The following is a 21,412-nucleotide window of genomic DNA, read 5'->3' on the forward strand; positions in this document are numbered from 1 at the left end:
CTCGCGATACATCGCGTCAAGGGGATTAAGGGGAACGGATCGGGAGAGGGGACGGCCGCTCAGCCCGCGACCACGTACCCCGCGTCCCGCAACTCGCCCACCACCAGCGCGCAGTGCTCCGGCCCCTTGGTCTCCAGGTGCAGGTCCACCTCGACCTCGGTCAGCCCCAGCCGCGGGTCGGTCCGCACGTGCGCGACGTCCAGCACGTTGGCGTCCACCCTGGTCAGCACCCCCAGGAGGTCCGCCAGCGAACCCGGCTTGTCCGCCAGCCGCACCCGCAGCGACAGGTAGCGCCCGGCCGCCGCCAGCCCGTGCCGCAGCACCCGCTGCATCAGCTGCGGGTCGATGTTGCCCCCGGAGAGCACCGCCACCACCGGGCCCTCGAAGGAGTCCGGCTGCTCGAGCAGCGCCGCGATCGGGGCCGCCCCGGCCGGCTCGACCACCAGCTTCAGCCGCTCCAGGCCCAGCAGCAGGGCCCGCGCCAGGGCGTCCTCGGAGACCGTGCGGATGCCGTCCGCCAGGGTGTTGACCACCTCGAACGGGATGTCCCCCGGGCGCCCGACCATGATCCCGTCGGCCATGGTGGCGAAGTGCTCCAGCGTCACCGGCCGCCCGGCCGCCAGCGAGGGCGGGTACGCGGCCGCGGCCGCCGCCTGCACCCCGACCACCCGGACGTCCGGTCGCAACGGCTTGACCGCCGCCGCGATCCCGGCCAGCAGCCCGCCACCGCCCACCCCGACCAGGATCGTGCGCACCTCGGGGCACTGCTCCAGGATCTCCAGGCCGACGGTCGCCTGGCCGGTGACCACGTCCCAGTGGTCGAAGGGGTGGATGAACACCGCCCCGGTCGCCTCCGAGTACCGCTGCGCGGCCTGTAGCGCCTCGTCCACGGTGGTGCCGTGCAGCCGCACCTCGGCGCCGTACTCGCGGGTGGCCGCGACCTTGGGCAGCGGCGCCGCGACCGGCATGAACACGGTCGAGCGCACCCCCAGCAGCGAGGCCGCCAGCGCCACCCCCTGGGCGTGGTTCCCGGCGCTCGCCGCCACCACCCCGCCGGCCCGCTGCACCGGCGAGAGTCCCGCGATCCGCACGTACGCCCCGCGCAGCTTGAAGGAGCCGGTGCGCTGGAGGTTCTCGCACTTGAGGTGGACCGGCGCGCCGATCAATCCGGACAGGTGCCGGCTGCCCTCCATCGGGGTGACCCGGGCGACCCCGGCGAGCATCTTCTGGGCGCCGCGGACGTCGTCGAGGGTGATCGGCCAGTTGTGCATGATCCCAGCCTAGGGCGCCCCGCGTGGGGCAGGCCGGATCAGCACGCCCGGCCTGGCCCGCACGGGGCGCCCCCGGGCGCCCCGCACCCCACATCGGGGACGTCGGGCCTGTTCCCGGGCCCGCTCCGCCCGCGTACGCTGCTGGTTCTGAGCTTCTCTCACCGCATGACGATCGTGAGCCGCGATGACGACGCCCTCGCCCCAGGCCACCGACCGAACCGAGCCCGTGCACACCCAACTCCAGTACCAGCTGGCGGTGTTCGCCCGCCGGATGGAACAGGTCCGGACCTCCGGCGGCGTCGGCACGCTGGACCGGGCCGCCTATCTGCTGCTCGACCGCCTGGAGCGGCACGGCCCGGCGAACGTCAAGGCGCTGGCCGAGGCGCTGGGGGTGGACTCCTCCACGGTGACCCGCCAGGTCGCCCCGCTGGTCGCGGCCGGGCTGGTCGGCCGGGTGCAGGACCCGGCCGACCGCCGCGCGGTACGGCTCGCGCTGACCTCCTGCGGCACCGGTCGGCTGGCCGAAGTCCGGGACGGGCGGGCCGAGTTGACCCGCCGCCTGGTGGCCGGCTGGCCGCCCGAGGAGCAGCGGGCGTTCTGCGCCCTGCTGGCCCGCTTCAACCTCGCGATGGAGTCCTACACGGCGGACCAGCAGGGGCAGTAGGGCCAACGCCCTTAGCCGAGCGCCTGCTTGAGGTCGGCCAGCAGGTCGTCGACGGACTCGATGCCCACCGAGACGCGCACCAGGTCGGCCGGCACCTCCAGCGGCGAACCGGCCGCCGAGGCGTGGGTCATCCGGCCCGGGTGCTCGATCAGCGACTCCACGCCGCCCAGCGACTCGCCCAGGGTGAACAGCTGCGCACGGTTGCAGACCTCGACGGCCGCCTCCTCGCCGCCGGCGACCCGGAACGAGACCATGCCGCCGAAGGCCTTCATCTGCTTGGCGGCGATGTCGTGGCCGGGGTGCTCGGGCAGGCCCGGGTAGAGCACCTGGCTGACCTTGGGGTGGCTGCTCAGCAGCTCGGCGACCTTCTCCGCGTTGGAGCTGTGCCGGTCCATCCGGACGCCCAGGGTCTTGATGCCGCGCAGCACCAGCCAGGCGTCGAACGGCCCGGAGACGGCGCCCATCGCGTTCTGGTGGTACGCGACCTCCTCGCCGAGGCCCGCGTCGGCCAGCACCAGCGCACCGCCGACCACGTCCGAGTGGCCGCCCATGTACTTGGTGGTGGAGTGCACGACGGCGTCCGCGCCGAGCGAGATCGGCTGCTGCAGGTACGGGCTGGCGAAGGTGTTGTCGACCACCAGCAGGGCGCCGGCGCCGTGCGCGACCTCGGCGAGCCCGGCCAGGTCGGTGATGCCCAGCAGCGGGTTGGAGGGGGTCTCGACCCACACCGCGCGGGTGTTGGGGCGCAGCGCGGCGCGGACGTCACCCAGCGCCTGGGTGTTCGCGACGGAGAACTCGACGCCCCAGCGGGTCAGCACCTTGGCGAACAGCCGGAAGGTGCCGCCGTAGGCGTCGTTGGGGATCACGATGTGGTCGCCCGGCTTGAGGATGGTGCGCAGCAGGGTGTCCTCGGCCGCCAGGCCGGAGGCGAAGGCGAGGCCGCGGGCGCCGCCCTCCAGCGCCGCGAGGCACTCCTCCAGCGCGGTGCGGGTCGGGTTGGCGCTGCGGCTGTACTCGTAGCCGCCCCGCAGGCCGCCCACCCCGTCCTGCTTGTAGGTGGACACCTGGTAGATGGGTGTGACGACGGCCCCGGTCTGGGGGTCTGCTTCCTGACCCGCGTGGATGGCGAGGGTCTCGAAGCCGTGGGGAAGCTGGTGCTCGGTCATGGCTCCGAGCCTAACGGCCGTACGGCCGAGCGCTCGCCGGAATCGGCGGACGGAATCCGCAGGCCGTCCGGTGCGTTGAACCCTGGGCAACCCTCCCTACCCCCGCTGGAGCAGGCCGTGCTGTTCAACCGCCACAAGACCTCGCTCGTCCCCGCCGACCAGGCACTGCCCGGCCGCCAGGCCCCGGGTTTCGCCCTGACCGAGCCGCACACCGTGCTCGGACACCCGCTCACCGGCCCGTATCCGGAGGGTCTGGAGGTGGTCGACTTCGGGCTGGGCTGCTTCTGGGGCGCGGAGCGCACGTTCTGGCGGCTGCCCGGCGTCTGGACGACGCTGGTCGGTTACCAGGGCGGCCACACGCCCAATCCCACGTACGAGGAGGTGTGCAGCGGGCTGACCGGGCACACCGAGGCGGTCCGGGTGGTGTTCGACCCGGCGGTGATCTCCTACGAGCGGCTGCTGAAGACCTTCTGGGAGGCCCACGACCCGACCCAGGGCAACCGCCAGGGCAACGACGTGGGCACCCAGTACCGATCCGCGCTCTACACCCACTCCCCCGCCCAGGCCGCCGCCGCGACCGCCACCAGGGACGCCTTCCAGCCCGCCCTGACCGCGCTCGGTTACGGCCCGATCACCACCGAGATCGCGCCGGCCGGCCCGTTCTACCCGGCCGAGCCGTACCACCAGCAGTACCTGTCGGACGCCAAGAACCCCAACGGTTACTGCGGTCTGGGCGGGACGGGCGCCTCCTGCCCGATCGGCGTGGCCCGCACCCAGGGCTGACCGCCGCCGCCCCTCGCCGCCCGGCCCGGGAGCGGGCGGAGCCGACCGGGCGCGACCGGAGCCGGAACGGGTCGGCCGCGCCCGGTCACAGCCGCTGCGGCGCCCGCTCGTCGGAGCCGTCGGAGGCGGTGCCGGGGTTCTCCGCCAGCAGTTTGCCCTCGGCGTCGTACACCCCGATCGCGGGGCCGGCCGGCCGCCGGTGCGCGGACGGGTCGCCCGTCGGCATCGGCGGCAGGACCACGTAGTAGCCGGTCCAGCCCTTCATCCCGGCGGTGGTGACGATGGTGGCGACGGTCGGCTTGCCGTCGAAGAACGCGACGATCCGGGAGGGGGTCGGTCCCAGGTAGAAGCTGGCCACGACGGAGCGGTCCCGGTTGCCGCTGGTCTGCGCGTAGACGCTGGGCTTGTCGTGCTCCAGGTTGTCGCTGCGCACGTCCCGGCAGCCGAAGGAGGTGTGCCAGCTGCCGTCGGACTCGCGGGACTCGTCGCAGCGCTGGTTCGCGGTGAACCAGATCCGGGTGTCGTCGGTGACCAGGATCTTCTCCCCGGGGGCGACCTGCCGCACCGGCGAGAGCGGCAGCGCGGTCCGGGTCGAACTCGGGGTCGGTGAGCCGGTCGGGGTCGGTGCGGCCGCCCCCGTCGACCCGGCCGCCCCCGTGGAGGGGGCCGACGCCGCCTCCAGCTCCGCCGCGGCGTTCCCGGCCGCGGCGTTCCCGGCCGGTCGGCCACCGCCCGCCGTCACCGCCGTCGCCCCGCAGATCAGCGCCACGGCCAGGGCCGCCGCCCCGGCCCCCGCCCTGCGCCGGGCGCGCCGCCGCCGGGCACCGGCGATGACCGCAGCCGGCTCCGGCCCGGCCGCGTGCGGGTCCTCGTTCCTGAACAGCTCTCCGAGTCGGTCCTCGAAGCTCATACCGTCACCTCGATGTGCGTCGTGGCACCCGCCGGGCCGCCCGTGCGGTCGGCGAGTTCGGGGTGTGCGCGCAGCTTCGACATCGCCCGGTTGAGCGTGCTCTTCACGGTGCCCCGGGCGATTCCCAGTTCGGCCGCGACGGCGGCCTCGGTGAGGTCCCCGTAGTACCGCAGCACGACGACCGTCCGCTCCCGGCGGGTGAGGGTGCCCAGCGCCTGGTGCAGCAGCGCCCGTTCGGCCTGCCGTTCGGCCAGGTCCTCGGCCAGCGGCCGGTCGGGGGCGTGGTCGGTGGGCAGTTCGCGGTTGCGCAGCCGGCGCCACCAGTCGCGGTGCTGGTTCACCACGATCCGGCGGACGTACGCGATGGGGTCGTCGCCGGTGATCCGGTGCCAGTGCAGGTAGGCGCGTTCCAGCGCCGACTGCACGATGTCCTTGGCCCGCTCCGGATCTCCGGTCAACAGCTCGGCCAGCCGCAGCAGTTGGCGGCCGCTCCCGGCGACGAAAGCGCTGAACTCGGCATCCTGCCGCTGTCTCTGCTCGCGTTTCACACCCACCTGACTCCTCGGGCGGACCGCGAGGTTCGGTCCGCCCGGAGCTTTTCTTCGGATACGGGGGTGCGGGAATGCAGGAATGCGGCTGTGCGGGGGTGCCGGGGATGCGGACCGGTTCCTGCCGGCCCGGACCCGATCAGACCGCGCTGCCGGCCTTCCAGTCGGCCCAGCTCAGGTTCCAGCCGTTCAGGCCGTTGTCCGGGGCGACGGTCTTGTCCCCGGAGTTCACGACCTCGACCACGTCGCCGATCATCGAGGACTTGTAGAACTTGTAGCCGTCCGTGCTGCTGTCCGAGGCGCCCTTGGCGTCCTGCAGGCCGACGCAGCCGTGGCTGGTGTTCTGCCCGCCGAAGATCGACGGCGAGGACCAGTAGTTGCCGTGGATGAAGGTGCCGGAGGTGGTCAGGCGCTGGGCGTGCGGCACGTCGGCGATGTCGTACTCGCTGCCCAGGTTGACGGTCTGCGAGTTCATCCGGGTCTGGGTGAACTGCTCGGAGATGACCATCTTGCCGCCCCAGGTGGTGTGCTCGGGGGCGCCGCCGGAGATCTTGTAGACGGCGCTGACCTGGCCGTCCGTGGTGACGGTGAGCTTCTTGGTGCCGAGGTCGGCGACGCTGGTCTGGGCGCGGCCGATGGTGAAGCTCACGTCCTTGGACTGGGTGCCGTAGACGCCCTTGGCGCCCTCGACGTCCTTGAGCCGCAGCTTCAGGGTGACCTTGGTGCCCTTGGCCCAGTACTCCTGGGGCCGGAAGTCGAGGCGGGTGCTGGAGAACCAGTGGCCGACGATCTCGACACCCGGCTCCGCTATCACGGAGATCGCCGACTGGACGGCCTTCTTGTCGGTGATCGGCTTGCTGAAGTTGATCGAGACCGGCATGCCGACGCCGACCACCGAGCCGTCCTCGGGGGTGAAGTACCCCACGAAGGTGTTGGCCGGGGTCGCCGTGGTGAAGGTGGCGTTGGCGTCCGCCTCCAGCTTGTCCTTGTCGACGCCGCTGGCGGTGACGGAGTACTTGGTGCCGCTGGCCGGGGCCGCCGCGGAGGTCCAGCTGGTGTTGTCGGAGGAGAGCTGGCCGGCCAGCTCCTTGCCGGTGGAGTCGGTGACCTTGACGGCGCTCAGGGTGCCGTTGCTGACGGTGACCTTGACCGGCTCGCTGAAGCTGGCGCCGGTGGTGCCGTCCGCCGGGCTGACGGTGATCACGGCGGCCGAGGTCTTCGGGGCGCTGCCACCGCCCGAGCCCCCGGCGCCGCCGTTGGCACCGCCACCGCCGGAACCGCCGTTGCCGCCGCCGCTGCCGCCGCTGTTGTCGTTGCAGGCCGCGAGCAGCAGGACCGGCGCACCGATCAGGCCCGCGAGCACTCCGCGCCGGCTCCAGCCGCCCCCGGCCACCCGCCCCTGACCGTCCCGTGCCGTCACGTCACGTCTCCCTGCTGATTCGTCCCGGGCAATTACGGATACAGAAACGCAATCCGGCTGCTCACGGTTCCATCCCCGAAGGGTAAGCGATCGTATGAGATGACCCAACTTCCCGCCTAACATGGACAAAACGCCCGGTCCGCGGAAAGCGGACCGGGCGTTCACGGGCGTTCACGGCACGTACGGCCGTTACTCGGCGGACTCCTCCACCGTGTACTCGTCCCACTCCTCGCTCTCGGGGTCGAACTCGGTCTGCGCCGACTCCCAGGTCGCCGAGGCGAGCTCGACGCCCGGGACGTCGCCGAGCAGCGCGACGGGGTCGATGAAGTGGGCGAGCGAACCCGACGGGTCCACCTCGATGGCCTCGACGGACTGGGCCCGCTCCTCGTCGTCCAGGTACTCGTCCCCGGCGACCTGCTGCAGGGCCGCCGCCTTGAGGGCGCCCTCGTCGGTGATCTCCGCGATGAGCTCGATCTTGAGCTTGACGTAGCGCGGGGCGTCGGTCGTTTCAGTGCTGGTCATGCGTGCGAGCGTACGGGAACGGAGGCTCCCCGGCGCGCACACGGAGGCCGGACGCACGGGAGGGCCGGTCCTCGGAACAGGACCGGCCCCACCGTTCCTCCGCCTCGGCTCCCCCACCCGGGAGCCGCGGAGCCGCGCCGTGCGGCGCGGTGATCGCCGCGGGAGTCGCCGCACCCTGTCGACCGGCCGGAGCCGGACAGGGGCGGGACGACGGCGCCTCCCGCGGAGGGCCCCTCCCTCCGGTACCGGTCGGGGAGGGCGGACACGGCGGCCGGGTCAGGACCGTCCGACGTGTCCGGAGCCGACCGCGCCCGCCGGGGAGCCGCTCCCGGTCGGCCGCTGCCGCCTCGCTCGGCGTCTCGCCGTTGACCACCACGATGCCGGAGCCTTGTTAACCACGTGCTGCGGGCAGGTGACGCCGGTGTACCACTTCGCCCGTGGACGAATCCTTCCGATCCGCCCACGGGCCGCGCGGGGTGAGCGGGCCTCAGCGCGCACCGGGCCCGGGAACGGGCCTCAGTGCCCGCCCGCCGTGATCCGGCGTCAGTGCGCGCCGCGGGTGGTCAGGAAGCTCAGCAGGTCCTGGCGGGTGACGATGCCCTGGGGCTTGCCCTCGACCAGCACGACCGCCGCGTCGGCCTTCTCCAGCACGGTCATCAGGTTGGTGACGGTCTCGCCCGAGCCGACCACCGGCAGCGGCTTGGACATCACCTTGTCCAGGGTGTCGGTCAGCTCGATCTCCTTGGCGAAGATGCCCTCGAGCAGCAGCTTCTCCACCACCGAGCCGATCACCTCGCCGGCCATGATGTCCGGGTGGCCGGCGCCCGGGGAGACCACCGGCATCTGCGAGACGCCGTACTCGCGCAGCACCCGGACCGCCTCGGCGACCGTCTCGTTCGGGTGCATGTGGACGAACTGCGGGACGCCGCCCTGCGCCACGGACTCCTTGCGGGCCAGCACCTCGCCGATGTGGGCCTCGTCGGTGGAGGAGGGCAGGAAGCCGTAGTCGGCCATCCAGTCGTCGTTGAAGATCTTGGACAGGTAGCCGCGGCCGCCGTCCGGCAGCAGCACCACGACGACGTCGTCCGGCCCGAGCTTGCGGGCCACCTCCAGCGCGGCCACCACGGCCATGCCGCAGGAGCCGCCGACCAGCAGGCCCTCCTCCTTGGCCAGGCGGCGGGTCATCTGGAACGAGTCCTTGTCGGAGACCGCGACGATCTCGTCCGCGACGTTGCGGTCGTAGGCGGTCGGCCAGAAGTCCTCACCGACGCCCTCGACCAGGTACGGACGGCCGGTGCCGCCCGAGTAGACCGAGCCCTCCGGGTCGGCGCCGACGACCTTGACCTTGCCGCCGGAGACCTCCTTCAGGTAGTTGCCGGTGCCGGAGATGGTGCCGCCGGTGCCGACGCCCGCCACGAAGTGGGTGATCCTCCCGTCGGTCTGCTCCCACAGCTCCGGACCGGTGGAGTGGTAGTGCGAGGCCGGGTTGTCCGGGTTGGAGTACTGGTCCGGCTTCCAGGCGTTCGGGGTCTCGCGGACCAGGCGGTCCGAGACGTTGTAGTAGGAGTCGGGGTGCTCCGGGGCGACGGCGGTCGGGCAGACGACCACCTCGGCGCCGTAGGCGCGCAGGGTGTTGATCTTGTCGGTGGACACCTTGTCGGGACAGACGAAGATGCACTTGTAGCCCTTCTGCTGGGCCACGATCGCCAGACCGACACCGGTGTTGCCGGAGGTCGGCTCCACGATCGTGCCGCCCGGCTTGAGGGCGCCCGAGGCCTCGGCGGCCTCGATCATGCGCATCGCGATGCGGTCCTTCACCGAGCCGCCGGGGTTGAAGTACTCGACCTTCGCCAGCACAGTCGCGCTGATGCCCTCGGTGACCTTGTTCAGCTTGACCAGCGGCGTGTTGCCGACCAGGTCGATGATCGAGTTGTGGTACCGCACGGGGGTCCTCCCGGTCTATGGGCATGCGAGTGCATTCGGTACTGCAAAGCCTAGGGCGTGGGTGGCACCCCGGCGCTCCCCTCCGGCACACCGCCCCCAATGGCCCACCTCCGCCCGTGCCGCCGGTAGTCCCACCCCCGGTCCGGGTAAGAGCGCTGTGCAGGCGTTGCCGTGCCTCGAGGGGACGGCACGAGGACGCGAAGGGGGCGCCGGATGCCAGGCGCACAGGACTCACGGGCCCGGGTGGCCCGCCGGATCGCCACCGCCGCGGCGTACGGCGGCGGGGGCCTCGGCCTGCTCGGCGTGGGCCTGGTGGGCCTGCTGCTGACCGAGAGCAAGCTCGCCATCCAGGCCATCGGCGTCCTGGAGACCGTCCCGCCCAAGGCCGACGGGGTCTACGGCGAGGCCTTCGCCGACCGCTGCGCCGCCCCGCAGGCGCCGCTGGTGCTGGCCGTCCTCGGCGACTCCACGGGCGCCGGGCTCGGGGTGGCCCGGGCCCGCGAGACCCCGGGCGCGCTGCTGGCGGCCGGCCTGGCCTCGGTGGCCGAGCGCCCGGTGCGGTTGGTCAACGTGGCCCGGTCCGGCGGCCGCTCCGCCGACCTCCCCGGCCAGCTGGAGCAGGCCCTGCGACACCGCCCGGACATCGCGGTGATCATGATCGGGGCCAACGACGTGACCCGGCACAGCCCCGCCCAGGTCGCCGTCCGGCAGCTCGGCGAGGCCGTCGCCGCGCTGCGCGCGAACGGCTGCGAGGTGGTGGTCGGCACCTGCCCGGACCTCGGGACGATCAAGCCGGTGCGCCCGCCGCTGCGCTGGGTGGCCCGGCGGCTGAGCCGCCAGCTGGCCGCCGCGCAGACCATCGCGGTGGTGGAGGCGGGCGGCCGCACCGTCTCGCTGGGCTCGCTGCTCGGCCCGGAGTTCGCCGCCCGCCCGGAGATGTTCGCCGCCGACCGCTACCACCCCTCCGCCCAGGGCTACGCCACCGCCGCGATGGCCGTCCTGCCCTCGGTGTGCGCCGCGCTGGGCCTGTGGCCGGAGGAGGAGCGGCCGAGCGCCGCCGTTCCGGGTGAGTCGGTGCTGCCGGTCGCGCTGGCCGCCGCGGCGGCGGCCGGGCGGGCGGGCACCGAGGTGGCGGCCGTGGAGGCGGAAGGCACGGGCCGGCGCTGGGCCCTGCTGCGCCACCGGCTGCGGGTCGGCGCGGAGGCGCCGGCGGAGCCCGGCGCGGACCCCGGGAACACGTCGGCCAGCTCACACGCCGGGGCCGGTGACGGTTGAGCTACCAACCGGTAGCTTTCCTCCCGGACCGCCAAGTCCGCCGTCACTCAGCGAGGAGCCCGCAATGCCCGAAGCCGTCATCGTCAGCGCCGCCCGTTCGCCGATCGGCCGGGCCTTCAAGGGCTCGCTCAAGGACGTCCGCCCGGACGACCTGACGGCCCACATCATCCAGGCCGCCCTGGCCAAGGTCCCGCAGCTCGACCCGCGCCAGATCGACGACCTGATGCTCGGCTGCGGCCTGCCCGGCGGCGAGCAGGGCCACAACCTGGCCCGCATCGTGGCTGTCCAGATGGGCATGGACTACCTGCCCGGCGCCACCATCACCCGCTACTGCTCCTCCTCGCTGCAGACCACGCGGATGGCGCTGCACGCGATCAGGGCCGGCGAGGGCGACGTCTTCGTCTCGGCCGGTGTCGAGACCGTCTCGCGCAGCATCAAGGGCACCTCGGACGGCCTGCCGGGCACCATGAACCCGATCTTCGACGAGGCCCAGGCCCGCACCGCCAAGCGCGCCGAGGAGGGCGGCGGGGAGTGGCACGACCCGCGCGAGGACGGCCTGGTGCCGGACGCCTACATCGCGATGGGCCAGACCGCCGAGAACCTCGCGGCGCTCAAGGGCATCACCCGCGCCGAGCAGGACGAGTTCGGCGTCCGCTCGCAGAACCTCGCCGAGGCCGCCATCAAGGCCGGCTTCTGGGAGCGCGAGATCACCCCGGTCACGCTGCCGGACGGCACCGTGGTCAGCACCGACGACGGCCCGCGCGCCGGCGTGACCCTGGAGGGCGTGTCCGGCCTGAAGCCGGTGTTCCGCCCGGACGGCACCGTCACCGCCGGCAACTGCTGCCCGCTGAACGACGGCGCGGCCGCGCTGGTCATCATGTCCGACACCAAGGCCCGCGAGCTCGGCATCACCCCGCTCGCCCGGGTGGTCTCCACCGGCGTCAGCGGCCTGTCCCCCGAGATCATGGGCTACGGCCCGGTCGAGGCCTCCCGGCAGGCGCTCAAGCGGGCCGGCCTGACCGTCGACGACATCGACCTGGTCGAGATCAACGAGGCCTTCGCGGCCCAGGTGATCCCCTCCTACCGCGACCTGGGCATCGACCTGGACAAGCTGAACGTCAACGGCGGCGCCATCGCGGTCGGCCACCCCTTCGGCATGACCGGCGCCCGGATCACCACCACGCTGATCAACTCCCTGCAGTGGCACGACAAGCAGTTCGGTCTGGAGACCATGTGTGTCGGCGGCGGCCAGGGCATGGCCATGGTCATCGAGCGCCTCAGCTGACCCTCCCGCACTCCCGAAGGGTCTGGACCACCCGTTTGGAGTGACACTGGGTAATTGAGGGCCGGATCACACCGAGAGGTCGATCCGGCCCTCTTCTCTGTCATTTCCGGTCCCGAAATCGACACTGCGGAGCGGATCAACTCCACTGCGTAGAAGGGTGTTACCTAACAATTTGGGGACAAGCGCGAAACTCCCGGACGAATTAGACATTCGCCACTGCGGTAACAGCCCCGCATACGGCAGTGTGGACACGTAACCCCGTTCCGCTCCGCGCTAGGAGTACGTTCCGTGAGCGTCGTCTACACCATCCTGCTGCTGATCCTGATCACCGTGTCGTCCGCCGTGCTGCTCCGCCTGCGCGGGATCTCCCGCCAGTTGGACGCGCAGGCCGCGGCCCCGACCGTGCCCGCACCGGTGGACGAGGCCGCGATACGCCGGGCCGTCGGCGAGGCGCTCGCCGCCGACCGCGAGCGGGAGATCACCGAGGCCCGGGCGTTCTGGGCCGAGCAGGAGGCCCGCGCGGCCGAGGACGCTCCACTGTTCGACTCCCCGTTCACCGGTGCCTTCACCGGCACCGCCGAGTGGCCGGTGTTCTTCCCCCGCCCCACCGGCCCGCAGGATGCCGCCGACAACGCCGGGACGATGGACCCGGAGTTCGGCGAGGCGTTGCGCTCCGCGCTGGAGGACCTGATCGGCGAGGGCGGCACCGGCCCGGCCGAGCCCGGCGGCGAGGGCGGCGCCCCGCTGCGCCCCGGCCACCCGGTCGGCGAGCCCTCCAAGGACGCCCGGGCCCGCCGCGAGGCCGACCTGCTGGCCACCGGCCTGGAGGCCGGACTGCTGGACGCCGAGCCGGTCGTGGAGGACGCCCCGGTCGCCGTGCCCGACCCGCGCCGCCACCCCTCGCACCCCGACTTCGTGCCGAGCCAGTCGCCCTCCCGGGAGTGGACCGACACCCGGCTCGCCGCCCTCGCCGAGGAGGCCGTCGCCCTGGTCGACGTCCGCCCGGGCCCGCTGGGCACCCTGGACGTGTACGCCTTCGCCGACGGCACCACGCTGTGCGTGGCCCCGGGCGACCGGGAGGCCGCCTACCGGCTGATCGACGCGGTCCGTGCCGGTGAGCACGTCCGGCTGCTCGGCGGCTCGCGCTTCTCCGGCTCGTACTCGCTGACCTTCTCCACCGACGACGAAACCGTCTACGTGCTCGCGGACCGGGTGGTCGCCAGCATCTGACGCCACCTCACCCAGCAGCGGGACCGAAGGCCGGCCGGGCCAAGGGGTTAGTTACCCGGCCGGCCTTCGGCGTGTCCGCGCCCGCGCCGTCCCCTACCCGCGCCGGCCCGAACGCGTCGGGGGTCAGGGGCGTCGAGGCTCGGTCAGGCGCAGAGCTCGGCGGTCTCCCGCACCGCGGCCACCGCCCCGGCCAGCACCTCGGCCGCCGCCGCCGGCCCGTCCGGCAGCGCCACCGCGGCGCCCTCCGGCAGGGCCGCCAGCGCGGCCGCCAGGTCGTGCCCCGCGACGGCCAGCTGGTCCCCCGCCGCGAAGGCCCCGGCGTCCGGGAACTCCCGCTCCGGCCCGCCCTCCGCCGCCAGCGCGAGCGCGGCCAGCCGCCGGGCCAGCGCCAGCGCGGCCGCCGCCCGCGAGGGGTGCCCGGGCACCGCGCCCAGCAACTTGCTCTGCGGCAGCGAGCGGAAACGATCCGCCAGTTTGTCGACGGCTTCGACCAGGGGCTGTACGTCATGCATGCACAGGAGCCTAACCACAAACGCCGCCGGGCCCCGGAGCGGTCGGCTCCGGGGCCCGGCGGCAGTGGTACGGCGGGGAGTGGGCGTCAGTCGTCGCCGCGCAGGCTCGCGATGAGGCGCATCATCTCGACGTAGATCCACACCAGCGAGAAGGTGAGCCCGAAGGCGGCGCGCCAGGCCTCCTCCTGCCGGGCACCCCGGGCGATCGCCTCCTCGACCTCACTGAAGTCCAGCGTCAGGTAGAACGCGCCGATGGCGACGCCGAGCAGGCCGATGCCGAAGCCCAGCGGGCCGCCCCAGGTGTTGAGGCCCCCGCCGAACGCCCAGGCGATGCAGTTGATCAGCAGCAGCCCCGAGAAGCCCAGGCCGATCGCCAGGCCGATCCGGCGGTACTTCGAGCCGACCCGGAGCCGACCGCTCTTGTAGACGTAGAGCGTCGCGCCGAAGACCACCGCCGTGCCGACGACCGCCTGGATCGCGATGCCGGACCAGATGGTGTTGAGGACGTGGGTGGTCGCACCCAGCGCGAAGCCCTGGAACGCCGCGTAGGCCAGCACCAGGGCGGGGCTGATCTTCTCCCGGAACTGGACGACCAGACCGACGATCGCGGCGACCAGCGAGGCGCCGATCGCGAAGCCGTAGTTCTCGAACGGCAGGGTCAGCCAGGACACCGCGCCGGCCACGACCACGGTCAGCAGCGTCATGGCGGTGCGGGCGACCACGTCGTCGAGCGTCATCCGCCCGGTGGCCGCGGGGCCGGCCGACGGACCGCCGTACATCTGGTGGAGCTGGTCGTCCGTCAGCGGGCCCTGCCCCTGGGGCTGCGCGTACTGCGTCCCCGCGTAGGGGTTGCCGTACGGGCCCCCGGCCTGACCGCTCGTTCCGAACCCCGCGTAGCCGGGCTCGCGGGTGAACGACCCCTCCCGCGAGAAGACCGGGTTGCTGCTTCTCATTGCTCATTCCCTCCGTGGCGGCACTGCACCGCCCGCGCACCAGGGTAATGGCTTGGCAAAAATTTCGGGATACGCCGCGAGGAGGATCCGGTGAACGACTCCCGGCGGGGACGCCGGTGGCGCCCCCGCGGGTCGTTGCGGTGCCCGGAGCCGGACTCGAACCGGCACGGCCTCGCGGCCAAGCAGTTTTAAGCTGCCCGTGTCTGCGTTCCACCATCCGGGCGTCCTGCGAACCACCCCTGAGAGTAGTCGCCCGGATCACTCTTTCGCATGTTCCCGGCCCGGGAAGTTGTCATGTTTCCTTGCCATCTGACGAACAGTTCGGAATTCGGCCACGAAGCACGGTGATTCCGGCCACCGCCCGGCCACCGCGCCCGACCTCAGGGTTCCCGTCATACCGCAGGAGGAGGGTGCCGCCCCTCCCTACACCCAGCGGCGGTCGGGCCAACCGTCCGGCGGAGCGACGCCGGACCATGATCACGTAACGGAGCATGGGGGTACGAATCCGCGAACCAGCAAGGAGCACCCCCGTGACCACGTCGACCGCAACCGCCGTCCACACCGGCCTGGCGGCCGCCCGCGCCACCGGTCTGAACAAGGTCTACGGGGAGGGGGAGACCCGGGTCGTCGCCCTCGACAACGTCAGCGTGACCTTCCCCCAGGGCGAGTTCACCGCCATCATGGGCCCCTCCGGCTCCGGCAAGTCCACCCTCATGCACTGCATGGCCGGCCTGGACACCGTCTCCTCCGGCTCCACCACCATCGGCGACACCGAACTCGTCGGCCTCAAGGACAAGCAGCTCACCCAGCTGCGCCGCGACCACATCGGCTTCATCTTCCAGGCCTTCAACCTGCTCCCCACCCTGACCGCCCTGGAGAACATCACCCTGCCGATGGACATCGCCGGCCGCAAGGCCGACCAGGCCTGGCTCGACCGCGTCGTCGACACCGTCGGCCTGTCCGGCCGCCTCGGCCACCGCCCCTCCCAGCTCTCCGGCGGCCAGCAGCAGCGCGTCGCCTGCGCCCGCGCCCTCGCCGGAAAGCCCGACATCATCTTCGCCGACGAACCCACCGGCAACCTCGACTCCCGCTCCGGCGCCGAGATCCTCTCCTTCCTGCGCAACTCCGTGCGCGAACTCGGCCAGACCGTCGTCATGGTCACCCACGACCCGGTCGCCGCCTCCTACGCCGACCGCGTCGTCTTCCTCGCCGACGGCCGCATCGTCGACGAACTCCACGCCCCGACCGCCGACACCGTCCTGGACCGCATGCGCCGCTTCGAGGCCAAGGGCCGCACCAGCTGACACCCGGCCCGTACGCCCGACGCCCTCGATTCCCAGGACACCTCATGTATCGCACCGCACTGCGCAACGTGCTGGCCCACAAGGGCCGACTGCTGATGACGGCACTGGCCGTCATGCTCGGCACGGCGTTCGTCGCCGGCACCATGGTCTTCTCCGACACCTTCGGCAAGGCCCTGCGGGACAGCAACTCCAAGAGCTACTCGGACATCGCCGTCCAGGTCGTGGACCGCTCGGCCGGCTCCAGGGCCTCCGCCAGGGAGAAGAGCGAGGGCGGCTCCGCCACGCTCACCGACGAAACCGTCCAGCAGCTGGCCTCGCTGCCGGGCGCGGCCGGCGCCCGCGGCGTGGCCGGCGGCTTCACCGGGGTCGCCGACAAGAAGGGCGACCTGATCGGCCAGGTCTGGTCCGCCAAGGGCGCCAACTTCGCGCCCGGCCAGGACGGCCGGGACCCGCGCTACCCGATGGTCGAGGGCCAGGGCCCGAAGAACGCCAAGGAGATCGCCCTCGACCGCAGGACCGCCGACAAGGCGGGTTACAAGGTCGGCGACACCGTGCGGGTGGCCGCCAACGGGCCGGTGATCGAGGCCAAGCTCACCGGCGTCTTCACCACCGACGACCCGGTGGTGAACACCGGCGGCACGCTCACCCTGTTCGACAAGGCCACCGCCCAGCAGACGCTGCTGGAGCCGGGCCGCTACAGCAGCATCGTGCTCACCGCCAAGCCCGGCACCTCCCAGGACGCGCTGCTCGCCCAGGTCGAGCCCAAGGTGACCGGCCACCAGTTCGACGTCGAGACCGGCACCAAGCTGCAGGCCGACGAGCAGGCGCAGATCACCCAGGGCACCGACAGCATGCGCACCATGCTGCTGGTCTTCGCCTTCATCTCGCTCTTCGTCGGCATCTTCATCATCGCCAACACCTTCACCATGCTGGTCGCCCAGCGCACCAGGGAGCTCGCGCTGCTGCGGGCGATCGGCGCCAGCCGCAAGCAGGTGACCCGCTCGGTGCTGATCGAGGCGCTGGTGATCGGCGTCGTCTCCGCAACGGCCGGTCTGCTGGCGGGCATCGGGATCGGCGCCGGGATGCAGTCCCTGATCGGCTCGCTGAACGAGAACATGCCGAACGGCTCGCTGGTGGTCAAGCCGCTCACCGTCGTGGCGACCCTCGTGGTCGGCGTCCTGGTGACGGTCCTGTCCGCCCTGCTGCCGGCCATGCGCGCCGCCCGGATCGCCCCGGTGGCGGCGATGAGCAGCGGCGACCAGCCGGCCAGTCAGAAGAGCCTGGTGGTCCGCAACACCATCGGCTCGGTGCTCGCCGGCGGCGGCCTGGCACTGATCGGCTACGGCGCCTCCACCGGCAACGACAGCGGCCGGCTGCCGGTCGGCGCGGGTGCCTTCCTGGCCCTGATCGGCGTGTTCGTCCTGCTGCCGCTGCTCTCCCGCCCGGTGGTCGCGCTGGTCGGCCCGCTGCTGCGGGCCCTGGGCGGCACCCCGGGCAAGCTCGCCCAGCAGAACGCGGTGCGCAACCCGCGCCGCACCGCCGCCACCGCCGCCGCACTCACCATCGGGCTGACCCTGGTCACCGGTCTGACGGTGCTCGGCACCTCGATCGGCGACACCATCGACCGGGCCGTCACCAAGTCGATGAAGGCCGACTACATCGTCTCGACCGCCAACGGCATGAACCTGTCCGGCCAGGTGCCCGCCCAGATCGCCAAGGCCCCCGGCGTGGCGGCCTCCTCGCCGATGACCGCCGCCTACTGGAAGCTCGACGGCACCTCGAAGGCGATCAGCGGCCTGGACGCGGCCGCCTTCGAGCAGCTCGCCGAGATCAAGCTGACCAGCGGTTCCGCCGACGCACTCGGCAAGGGCCAGCTGCTGGTGGACCAGGACGTCGCCACCAAGTTCAACGTCGCCACCGGCTCGACGATGACCGCCACCTTCCCGGACGGCTCCACCGGCCCGCTCACCGTCGGCGGCGTGTACGAGAAGGGCGGCATGCTCGGCCCGGTCCTGCTGGCCAACAGCGAGATCGCGAAGCACGACCCGAAGCCGTATGTCGCCGACGTGCTGGTCAGGGGCAAGAACGGCGCCACCCCCGAGCTCAAGCAGGCGCTCAAGGACGCCACCGGCGCCAACCCGGTGATCGAGGTCAAGTCCAAGCAGGACGTCCGGGACGACTTCAGCCAGGTCATCACCTTCGCGCTGAACCTGATGTACGGCCTGCTGGGCATGGCGGTCCTGATCGCCGTCCTCGGCGTGATCAACACGCTGGCCATGTCGGTCTTCGAGCGCAAGCGCGAGATCGGGATGCTGCGGGCGATCGGCCTGGACCGCAGCGGCATCAAGCGGATGGTCCGGCTGGAGTCGGTGGTGATCTCGCTCTTCGGCGCCGGGATCGGCCTGCTGCTCGGCTGCTTCATCGCCTGGGCGATCAACGGGACGCTGAAGTCCAGCCTGGCCGGGCTGACCACCGTCCTGCCGTACGGCCAGCTGGCGGTCTTCCTGGGCCTGGCCGGGCTGGTCGGCCTGGTGGCCGCGATCTGGCCGGCCCGCCGGGCGGCCAAGCTGGACATCCTGGAGAGCATCAAGACGGACTGACGCCCCGGCACCGGCTCCCGCCCCCGGTCGCACCCGCGGCCGGGGGCGGACCTGTGGCCGGGGGCGGACCTGTGGCCGGGGGCGGACCCGTGGTCGGGCGCGGACCTGTGGAGGCCGTCCCGGGACACGGCAAGAGCCCCTGCCGGAGGGTTTCGGCAGGGGCTCTTCTACTGCTGTACTCCGCCCGGTCGCACGGCCGGCTGAGCACCACGGAGGTCGTGGTCCGGCGACACTGCCGGGCGGAGGGCCTCCGACTCATACCCCGGCGCTCCCACACCGGGGTCCAGTCGCTTACTTGCTGGCGAGCTCCTTGTCGGTGGCCGGCTTCGCGGCCTCGACGGGCTTGGTGGGCGGCGTGACCTCCTGGATCGGAAGCTGCGGGTTCTCCATCTGGGAGAGGCCCACCGCCTCGCGCTTCAGGAACATCGCGAGGGTCCAGTCGGTGAAGACCCGGACCTTGCGGTTGAAGGTCGGCACCATCGCGCCGTGGTACAGGCGGTGGAACCACCAGGCCGGACGGCCCTTCAGCTTGTACTTGCCGAAGAGGATCGCCACGCCCTTGTGCAGGCCGAGACCGGCGACCGCACCCAGGTTCTTGTGCTTGTACTCCTTCTGCGGGAAGCCCCGCATGCCGGAGATGACGTTGTCACCGAGGACGACGGCCTGGCGGCAGGCGTGCTGGGCGTTCGGCGGGCACCAGGCGCCCTCGCCGGCGGCGAGGTCCGGGACCTGGGCGTTGTCGCCGGCGGACCAGACGTAGTCGAAGCCCTGGACCTGGAGGGTCGGCGCGGTGTCGACGTGGCCGCGCGGGCCCAGCGGCAGGCCGAAGTTGGCCAGCACCGGGTTCGGCTTCACGCCGGCCGTCCACACGATGGTGGCGGCGTCCATCTCCATGCCGTTCTTCAGCATGACGTGGCCGTCGATGCAGGAGTCCATCGAGGTCTCGATGTAGACCTCGATGTTCCGCTCCTCCAGCTTCTCCTTGGTCCACAGACCGAGGTCCGGGCCCATCTCGGGGAGGATGCGGTTGGCGGCCTCGACCACGACGAAGCGCATGTCGTCGCGGCTGACCGTCTTGTACAGCTTCGACGCGTCGCGCGCCATGTCCTCGATCTCAGCGACCGTCTCGATGCCGGCGAAGCCGCCGCCGATGACGACGAAGGTCAGGGCCTTGCGGCGGACCTCCTCGTCCGAGGTGGACTCGGCCTTGTCGAGCTGGGCCATGACGTGGTTGCGGAGGCCGATGGCCTCCTCGACCGTCTTCATGCCGATGCCGTTCTCCGCCAGACCCGGGATCGGGAAGGTGCGGGAGACCGAGCCGGTCGCGACGACCAGGTACTCGAAGGGCAGCTCGTAGCTGTCGCCGGCCGCCGGCTGGATGGTCGCGACCTTGCGGGCGTGGTCGATGCCGGTGACGGACCCGGTCAGCACCTCCGCCTGCTTGAGGGTCTTGCGCAGCGGCGCGACGAGGTTGCGGGGCGCGACGTTGCCGCCGGCCGCCTCGGGGAGGAAGGGCAGGTACGTCATGTACGACCGCGGGTCCACGACCGTGACGGTCGCTTCGCCGTAGCGCATCTTCTTGAGGATGCGCATCGCGGCATACAGGCCGACGTAACCACCGCCGACAATGAGGATGCGAGGACGCTCCGTGGTGCTCATATCCGAAAGTATCCAGCACCGTCCGGAGCAGCCTTCGTGAGCCCGGTCACAAGCTCGTGGACACCCCGTGCTACACTTCGCGCCCGCAAAAACGCCACCGGCGCGCCGGCGCAGGGGCCCCGGCGGCCCCTCGTGAACGCGCGCCGGAGCACCACCCGGCTGAGCAGCAACGATCCGCACAGGGCCCGGGTTCCCGCTCGTGATTTCGATTTTCAAACCCCAACCGAGGCCTGACCTGCGATCCAGTGGGCCCCGTCGGGGGCGGGCCTTCGGTCCCACAATTCGGACGTAGCGGGCGGCGGGGTGGGGCGAATGACTGGATCGTCATGTGAAGAAATTCACGAACTTTTCCACTCGCGCCCGGGCGCGCCCCGGCCCCGGCACCCGCAACGGGGCGCCGGGGCCGGTTCGGTAAGCCATGCGGACCGTCAGGAGGCCGTACTCCAGGCGATGCCGTCCAAGATGTCGTGCTCGCTCACGACCAGCTCGGCGGCGCCGGTCCGGTCCATGATCTCCAGCAACTCCAGCGCGCCCGCCGCGATCACGTCCACCCGGCCCGGGTGCATCGACGGGATGGCCGCGCGCTCGGCGTGGGTGGCGGACAGCAGATCACGGGCGATCTCCGCGACCCGCTCGCGGCTGAGCCGGGAGTGGTGGATCCGCGCCGATTCGTACCCGGGCAGGTCCTGGGCGATCGCGGACACCGTGGTGACCGTCCCCGCCAGGCCGACCAGGGTGGCCGCGCCGGTCAGCGGGACGACCTCCTCCGCCTTGTCCAGCTCGGCCCGCACGTGCGCCCGGGCCTCGGCGATCTGCTCCTCGGAGGGCAGCTCGGCGCCGCCGAAGTGCCGCTCGGTCAGCCGCACGCAACCGATGTCCACCGAGCGCGCCGCCTGCACGTCCTCCCCGCCGAGCACGAACTCGGTGGAGCCGCCGCCGAGGTCGAAGACCAGGTAGGGGGCGGGGAACTGGCCACCGGTCAGCTCCTTGGTGGCGCCCACGAAGGACAGGTGCGCCTCCTCCTCGCCGCTCACCACCTCCGGCTCGACGCCCAGGATGTCGCGCACGCCCTTGACGTACTCGTCGCTGTTCTCGGCGTCCCGGGAGGCGCTGGTGGCGACGAAGCGGGTGCGCTCCGGGCCGACGCCGAAGCCGGTGATGATCTCCCGGTACTCCCGGCAGGCCGCGAAGGTGCGGGCCAGGGCGTCCGGGTGCAGCCGGCCGGTCCGGTCCACGCCCTGGCCCAGCCGGTTGATGATCATCCGGCGGTCGAGGTCGGTGATCTCGCCGGTCTCCGGGTCGAGGTCGGCCACCAGCAGCCGGATCGAGTTGGTGCCGCAGTCGATCGCGGCCACGCGGGTCATGG

18 protein-coding genes and 1 tRNA gene are annotated in these 21,412 nt (G+C 72.1%); 7 read left to right on the plus strand and 12 right to left on the minus strand.

All coding sequences use genetic code 11. The features are described from left to right. Positions 1-59: 59 nt before the first annotated feature. Positions 60-1,271, minus strand: coding sequence for a threonine ammonia-lyase (gene ilvA / locus BOQ63_RS20220; RefSeq protein WP_030554279.1), 1,212 nt, complete (start codon positions 1,269-1,271; stop codon positions 60-62). 184 nt (positions 1,272-1,455) lie between these two features. Here ilvA and BOQ63_RS20225 point away from each other — a divergent pair, with 184 nt between their 5' ends. After that, on the plus strand, positions 1,456-1,935 hold the full coding sequence (locus BOQ63_RS20225) for a MarR family winged helix-turn-helix transcriptional regulator (protein WP_033347623.1): 480 nt from the start codon (positions 1,456-1,458) through the stop codon (positions 1,933-1,935). 11 nt (positions 1,936-1,946) lie between these two features. Here the strand turns inward: BOQ63_RS20225 and BOQ63_RS20230 are convergent, their stop codons facing one another. Continuing rightward, positions 1,947-3,101 carry a cystathionine gamma-synthase gene (locus tag BOQ63_RS20230; protein WP_030554277.1) on the minus strand — a complete coding sequence of 385 codons (1,155 nt, stop codon included), beginning with the start codon at positions 3,099-3,101 and terminating at the stop codon, positions 1,947-1,949. 117 nt (positions 3,102-3,218) lie between these two features. Here BOQ63_RS20230 and msrA point away from each other — a divergent pair, with 117 nt between their 5' ends. After that, positions 3,219-3,884, plus strand: a complete 666-nt coding sequence (gene msrA / locus BOQ63_RS20235) for a peptide-methionine (S)-S-oxide reductase MsrA (RefSeq protein ID WP_072654734.1) — start codon at positions 3,219-3,221, stop codon at positions 3,882-3,884. An 85-nt stretch (positions 3,885-3,969) separates the two neighbouring features. On the opposite strand, the gene BOQ63_RS20240 is transcribed toward msrA, so the two are convergent. From BOQ63_RS20240 to BOQ63_RS20260, 5 genes are all read right to left on the minus strand, one after another. Then, complete coding sequence (locus tag BOQ63_RS20240) at positions 3,970-4,794, minus strand: hypothetical protein (RefSeq protein ID WP_030554274.1); 825 nt, start codon at positions 4,792-4,794, stop codon at positions 3,970-3,972. Continuing rightward, complete coding sequence (locus tag BOQ63_RS20245; RefSeq protein ID WP_043387839.1) at positions 4,791-5,342, minus strand: SigE family RNA polymerase sigma factor; 552 nt, start codon at positions 5,340-5,342, stop codon at positions 4,791-4,793. The genes BOQ63_RS20240 and BOQ63_RS20245 overlap by 4 nt, the downstream gene beginning before the upstream one ends. Before the next feature lie 139 nt (positions 5,343-5,481). Continuing rightward, the gene (locus BOQ63_RS20250) at positions 5,482-6,762 is read right to left on the minus strand and encodes a L,D-transpeptidase (RefSeq protein ID WP_046385487.1); all 1,281 of its coding nucleotides are present in this window, start codon (positions 6,760-6,762) and stop codon (positions 5,482-5,484) included. A 189-nt stretch (positions 6,763-6,951) separates the two neighbouring features. Further along, the gene (locus BOQ63_RS20255) at positions 6,952-7,284 is read right to left on the minus strand and encodes a hypothetical protein (RefSeq protein WP_030286581.1); all 333 of its coding nucleotides are present in this window, start codon (positions 7,282-7,284) and stop codon (positions 6,952-6,954) included. A gap of 543 nt (positions 7,285-7,827) precedes the next feature. Next, complete coding sequence (locus BOQ63_RS20260) at positions 7,828-9,228, minus strand: cystathionine beta-synthase (protein ID WP_030286579.1); 1,401 nt, start codon at positions 9,226-9,228, stop codon at positions 7,828-7,830. 213 nt (positions 9,229-9,441) lie between these two features. Between BOQ63_RS20260 and BOQ63_RS20265 the strand changes: the two genes are divergently transcribed. From BOQ63_RS20265 to BOQ63_RS20275, 3 genes are all read left to right on the plus strand, one after another. Beyond that, a complete protein-coding gene (locus tag BOQ63_RS20265) occupies positions 9,442-10,503 on the plus strand; it encodes an SGNH/GDSL hydrolase family protein (RefSeq protein WP_150476012.1) in 1,062 nt (353 codons plus the stop codon). Between the two features lie 64 nt (positions 10,504-10,567). Next, complete coding sequence (locus BOQ63_RS20270) at positions 10,568-11,788, plus strand: acetyl-CoA C-acetyltransferase (protein ID WP_072654737.1); 1,221 nt, start codon at positions 10,568-10,570, stop codon at positions 11,786-11,788. Between the two features lie 288 nt (positions 11,789-12,076). Further along, positions 12,077-13,018, plus strand: a complete 942-nt coding sequence (locus BOQ63_RS20275; protein WP_072654738.1) for a hypothetical protein — start codon at positions 12,077-12,079, stop codon at positions 13,016-13,018. A gap of 143 nt (positions 13,019-13,161) precedes the next feature. Here the strand turns inward: BOQ63_RS20275 and BOQ63_RS20280 are convergent, their stop codons facing one another. The 3 genes from BOQ63_RS20280 to BOQ63_RS20290 all read right to left on the minus strand — a co-directional run bounded on the left by BOQ63_RS20280 (position 13,162) and on the right by BOQ63_RS20290 (position 14,706). After that, positions 13,162-13,530 carry a hypothetical protein gene (locus BOQ63_RS20280; protein ID WP_030286571.1) on the minus strand — a complete coding sequence of 123 codons (369 nt, stop codon included), beginning with the start codon at positions 13,528-13,530 and terminating at the stop codon, positions 13,162-13,164. An 86-nt stretch (positions 13,531-13,616) separates the two neighbouring features. Beyond that, entirely contained in the window at positions 13,617-14,483 is an 867-nt protein-coding gene (locus BOQ63_RS20285) for a Bax inhibitor-1/YccA family protein (RefSeq protein ID WP_030286569.1), read from the minus strand. A gap of 141 nt (positions 14,484-14,624) precedes the next feature. Next, positions 14,625-14,706, minus strand: a tRNA-Leu gene (locus tag BOQ63_RS20290). 268 nt (positions 14,707-14,974) lie between these two features. Between BOQ63_RS20290 and BOQ63_RS20295 the strand changes: the two genes are divergently transcribed. Both BOQ63_RS20295 and BOQ63_RS20300 read left to right on the plus strand, forming a co-directional pair. Beyond that, entirely contained in the window at positions 14,975-15,787 is an 813-nt protein-coding gene (locus BOQ63_RS20295; RefSeq protein WP_050366604.1) for an ABC transporter ATP-binding protein, read from the plus strand. A gap of 44 nt (positions 15,788-15,831) precedes the next feature. Continuing rightward, entirely contained in the window at positions 15,832-18,387 is a 2,556-nt protein-coding gene (locus BOQ63_RS20300; protein WP_030290820.1) for an ABC transporter permease, read from the plus strand. Between the two features lie 291 nt (positions 18,388-18,678). Here BOQ63_RS20300 and BOQ63_RS20305 read toward each other — a convergent pair whose 3' ends face one another. Together BOQ63_RS20305 and BOQ63_RS20310 are read right to left on the minus strand one after the other, a co-directional pair. After that, positions 18,679-20,046: an NAD(P)/FAD-dependent oxidoreductase gene (locus BOQ63_RS20305; protein ID WP_072654739.1), complete on the minus strand. Its 1,368-nt coding sequence runs from the start codon at positions 20,044-20,046 to the stop codon at positions 18,679-18,681. Positions 20,047-20,474: 428 nt separating this feature from the next. Continuing rightward, on the minus strand, positions 20,475-21,410 hold the full coding sequence (locus tag BOQ63_RS20310) for a Ppx/GppA phosphatase family protein (RefSeq protein WP_030290815.1): 936 nt from the start codon (positions 21,408-21,410) through the stop codon (positions 20,475-20,477). Positions 21,411-21,412 lie beyond the last annotated feature (2 nt).

It is taken from the genome of Streptomyces viridifaciens, assembly GCF_001888885.2.
Taxonomy (GTDB): domain Bacteria; phylum Actinomycetota; class Actinomycetes; order Streptomycetales; family Streptomycetaceae; genus Kitasatospora; species Kitasatospora aureofaciens.

What these genes read in the sequence shown, in the direction of transcription:
- BOQ63_RS20295 (WP_050366604.1), top strand. Translation starts at nt 14,975, where the DNA reads ATGGGGGTACGAATCCGCGAACCAGCAAGGAGCACCCCCGTGACCACG.
- BOQ63_RS20310 (WP_030290815.1), bottom strand. Translation starts at nt 21,410, where the DNA reads ATGACCCGCGTGGCCGCGATCGACTGCGGCACCAACTCGATCCGGCTG.
- BOQ63_RS20255 (WP_030286581.1), bottom strand. Translation starts at nt 7,284, where the DNA reads ATGACCAGCACTGAAACGACCGACGCCCCGCGCTACGTCAAGCTCAAG.
- BOQ63_RS20265 (WP_150476012.1), top strand. Translation starts at nt 9,442, where the DNA reads ATGCCAGGCGCACAGGACTCACGGGCCCGGGTGGCCCGCCGGATCGCC.
- BOQ63_RS20285 (WP_030286569.1), bottom strand. Translation starts at nt 14,483, where the DNA reads ATGAGAAGCAGCAACCCGGTCTTCTCGCGGGAGGGGTCGTTCACCCGC.
- BOQ63_RS20300 (WP_030290820.1), top strand. Translation starts at nt 15,832, where the DNA reads ATGTATCGCACCGCACTGCGCAACGTGCTGGCCCACAAGGGCCGACTG.
- ilvA (WP_030554279.1), bottom strand. Translation starts at nt 1,271, where the DNA reads ATGCACAACTGGCCGATCACCCTCGACGACGTCCGCGGCGCCCAGAAG.
- BOQ63_RS20240 (WP_030554274.1), bottom strand. Translation starts at nt 4,794, where the DNA reads ATGAGCTTCGAGGACCGACTCGGAGAGCTGTTCAGGAACGAGGACCCG.
- BOQ63_RS20280 (WP_030286571.1), bottom strand. Translation starts at nt 13,530, where the DNA reads ATGCATGACGTACAGCCCCTGGTCGAAGCCGTCGACAAACTGGCGGAT.
- BOQ63_RS20305 (WP_072654739.1), bottom strand. Translation starts at nt 20,046, where the DNA reads ATGAGCACCACGGAGCGTCCTCGCATCCTCATTGTCGGCGGTGGTTAC.
- BOQ63_RS20225 (WP_033347623.1), top strand. Translation starts at nt 1,456, where the DNA reads ATGACGACGCCCTCGCCCCAGGCCACCGACCGAACCGAGCCCGTGCAC.
- BOQ63_RS20230 (WP_030554277.1), bottom strand. Translation starts at nt 3,101, where the DNA reads ATGACCGAGCACCAGCTTCCCCACGGCTTCGAGACCCTCGCCATCCAC.
- BOQ63_RS20270 (WP_072654737.1), top strand. Translation starts at nt 10,568, where the DNA reads ATGCCCGAAGCCGTCATCGTCAGCGCCGCCCGTTCGCCGATCGGCCGG.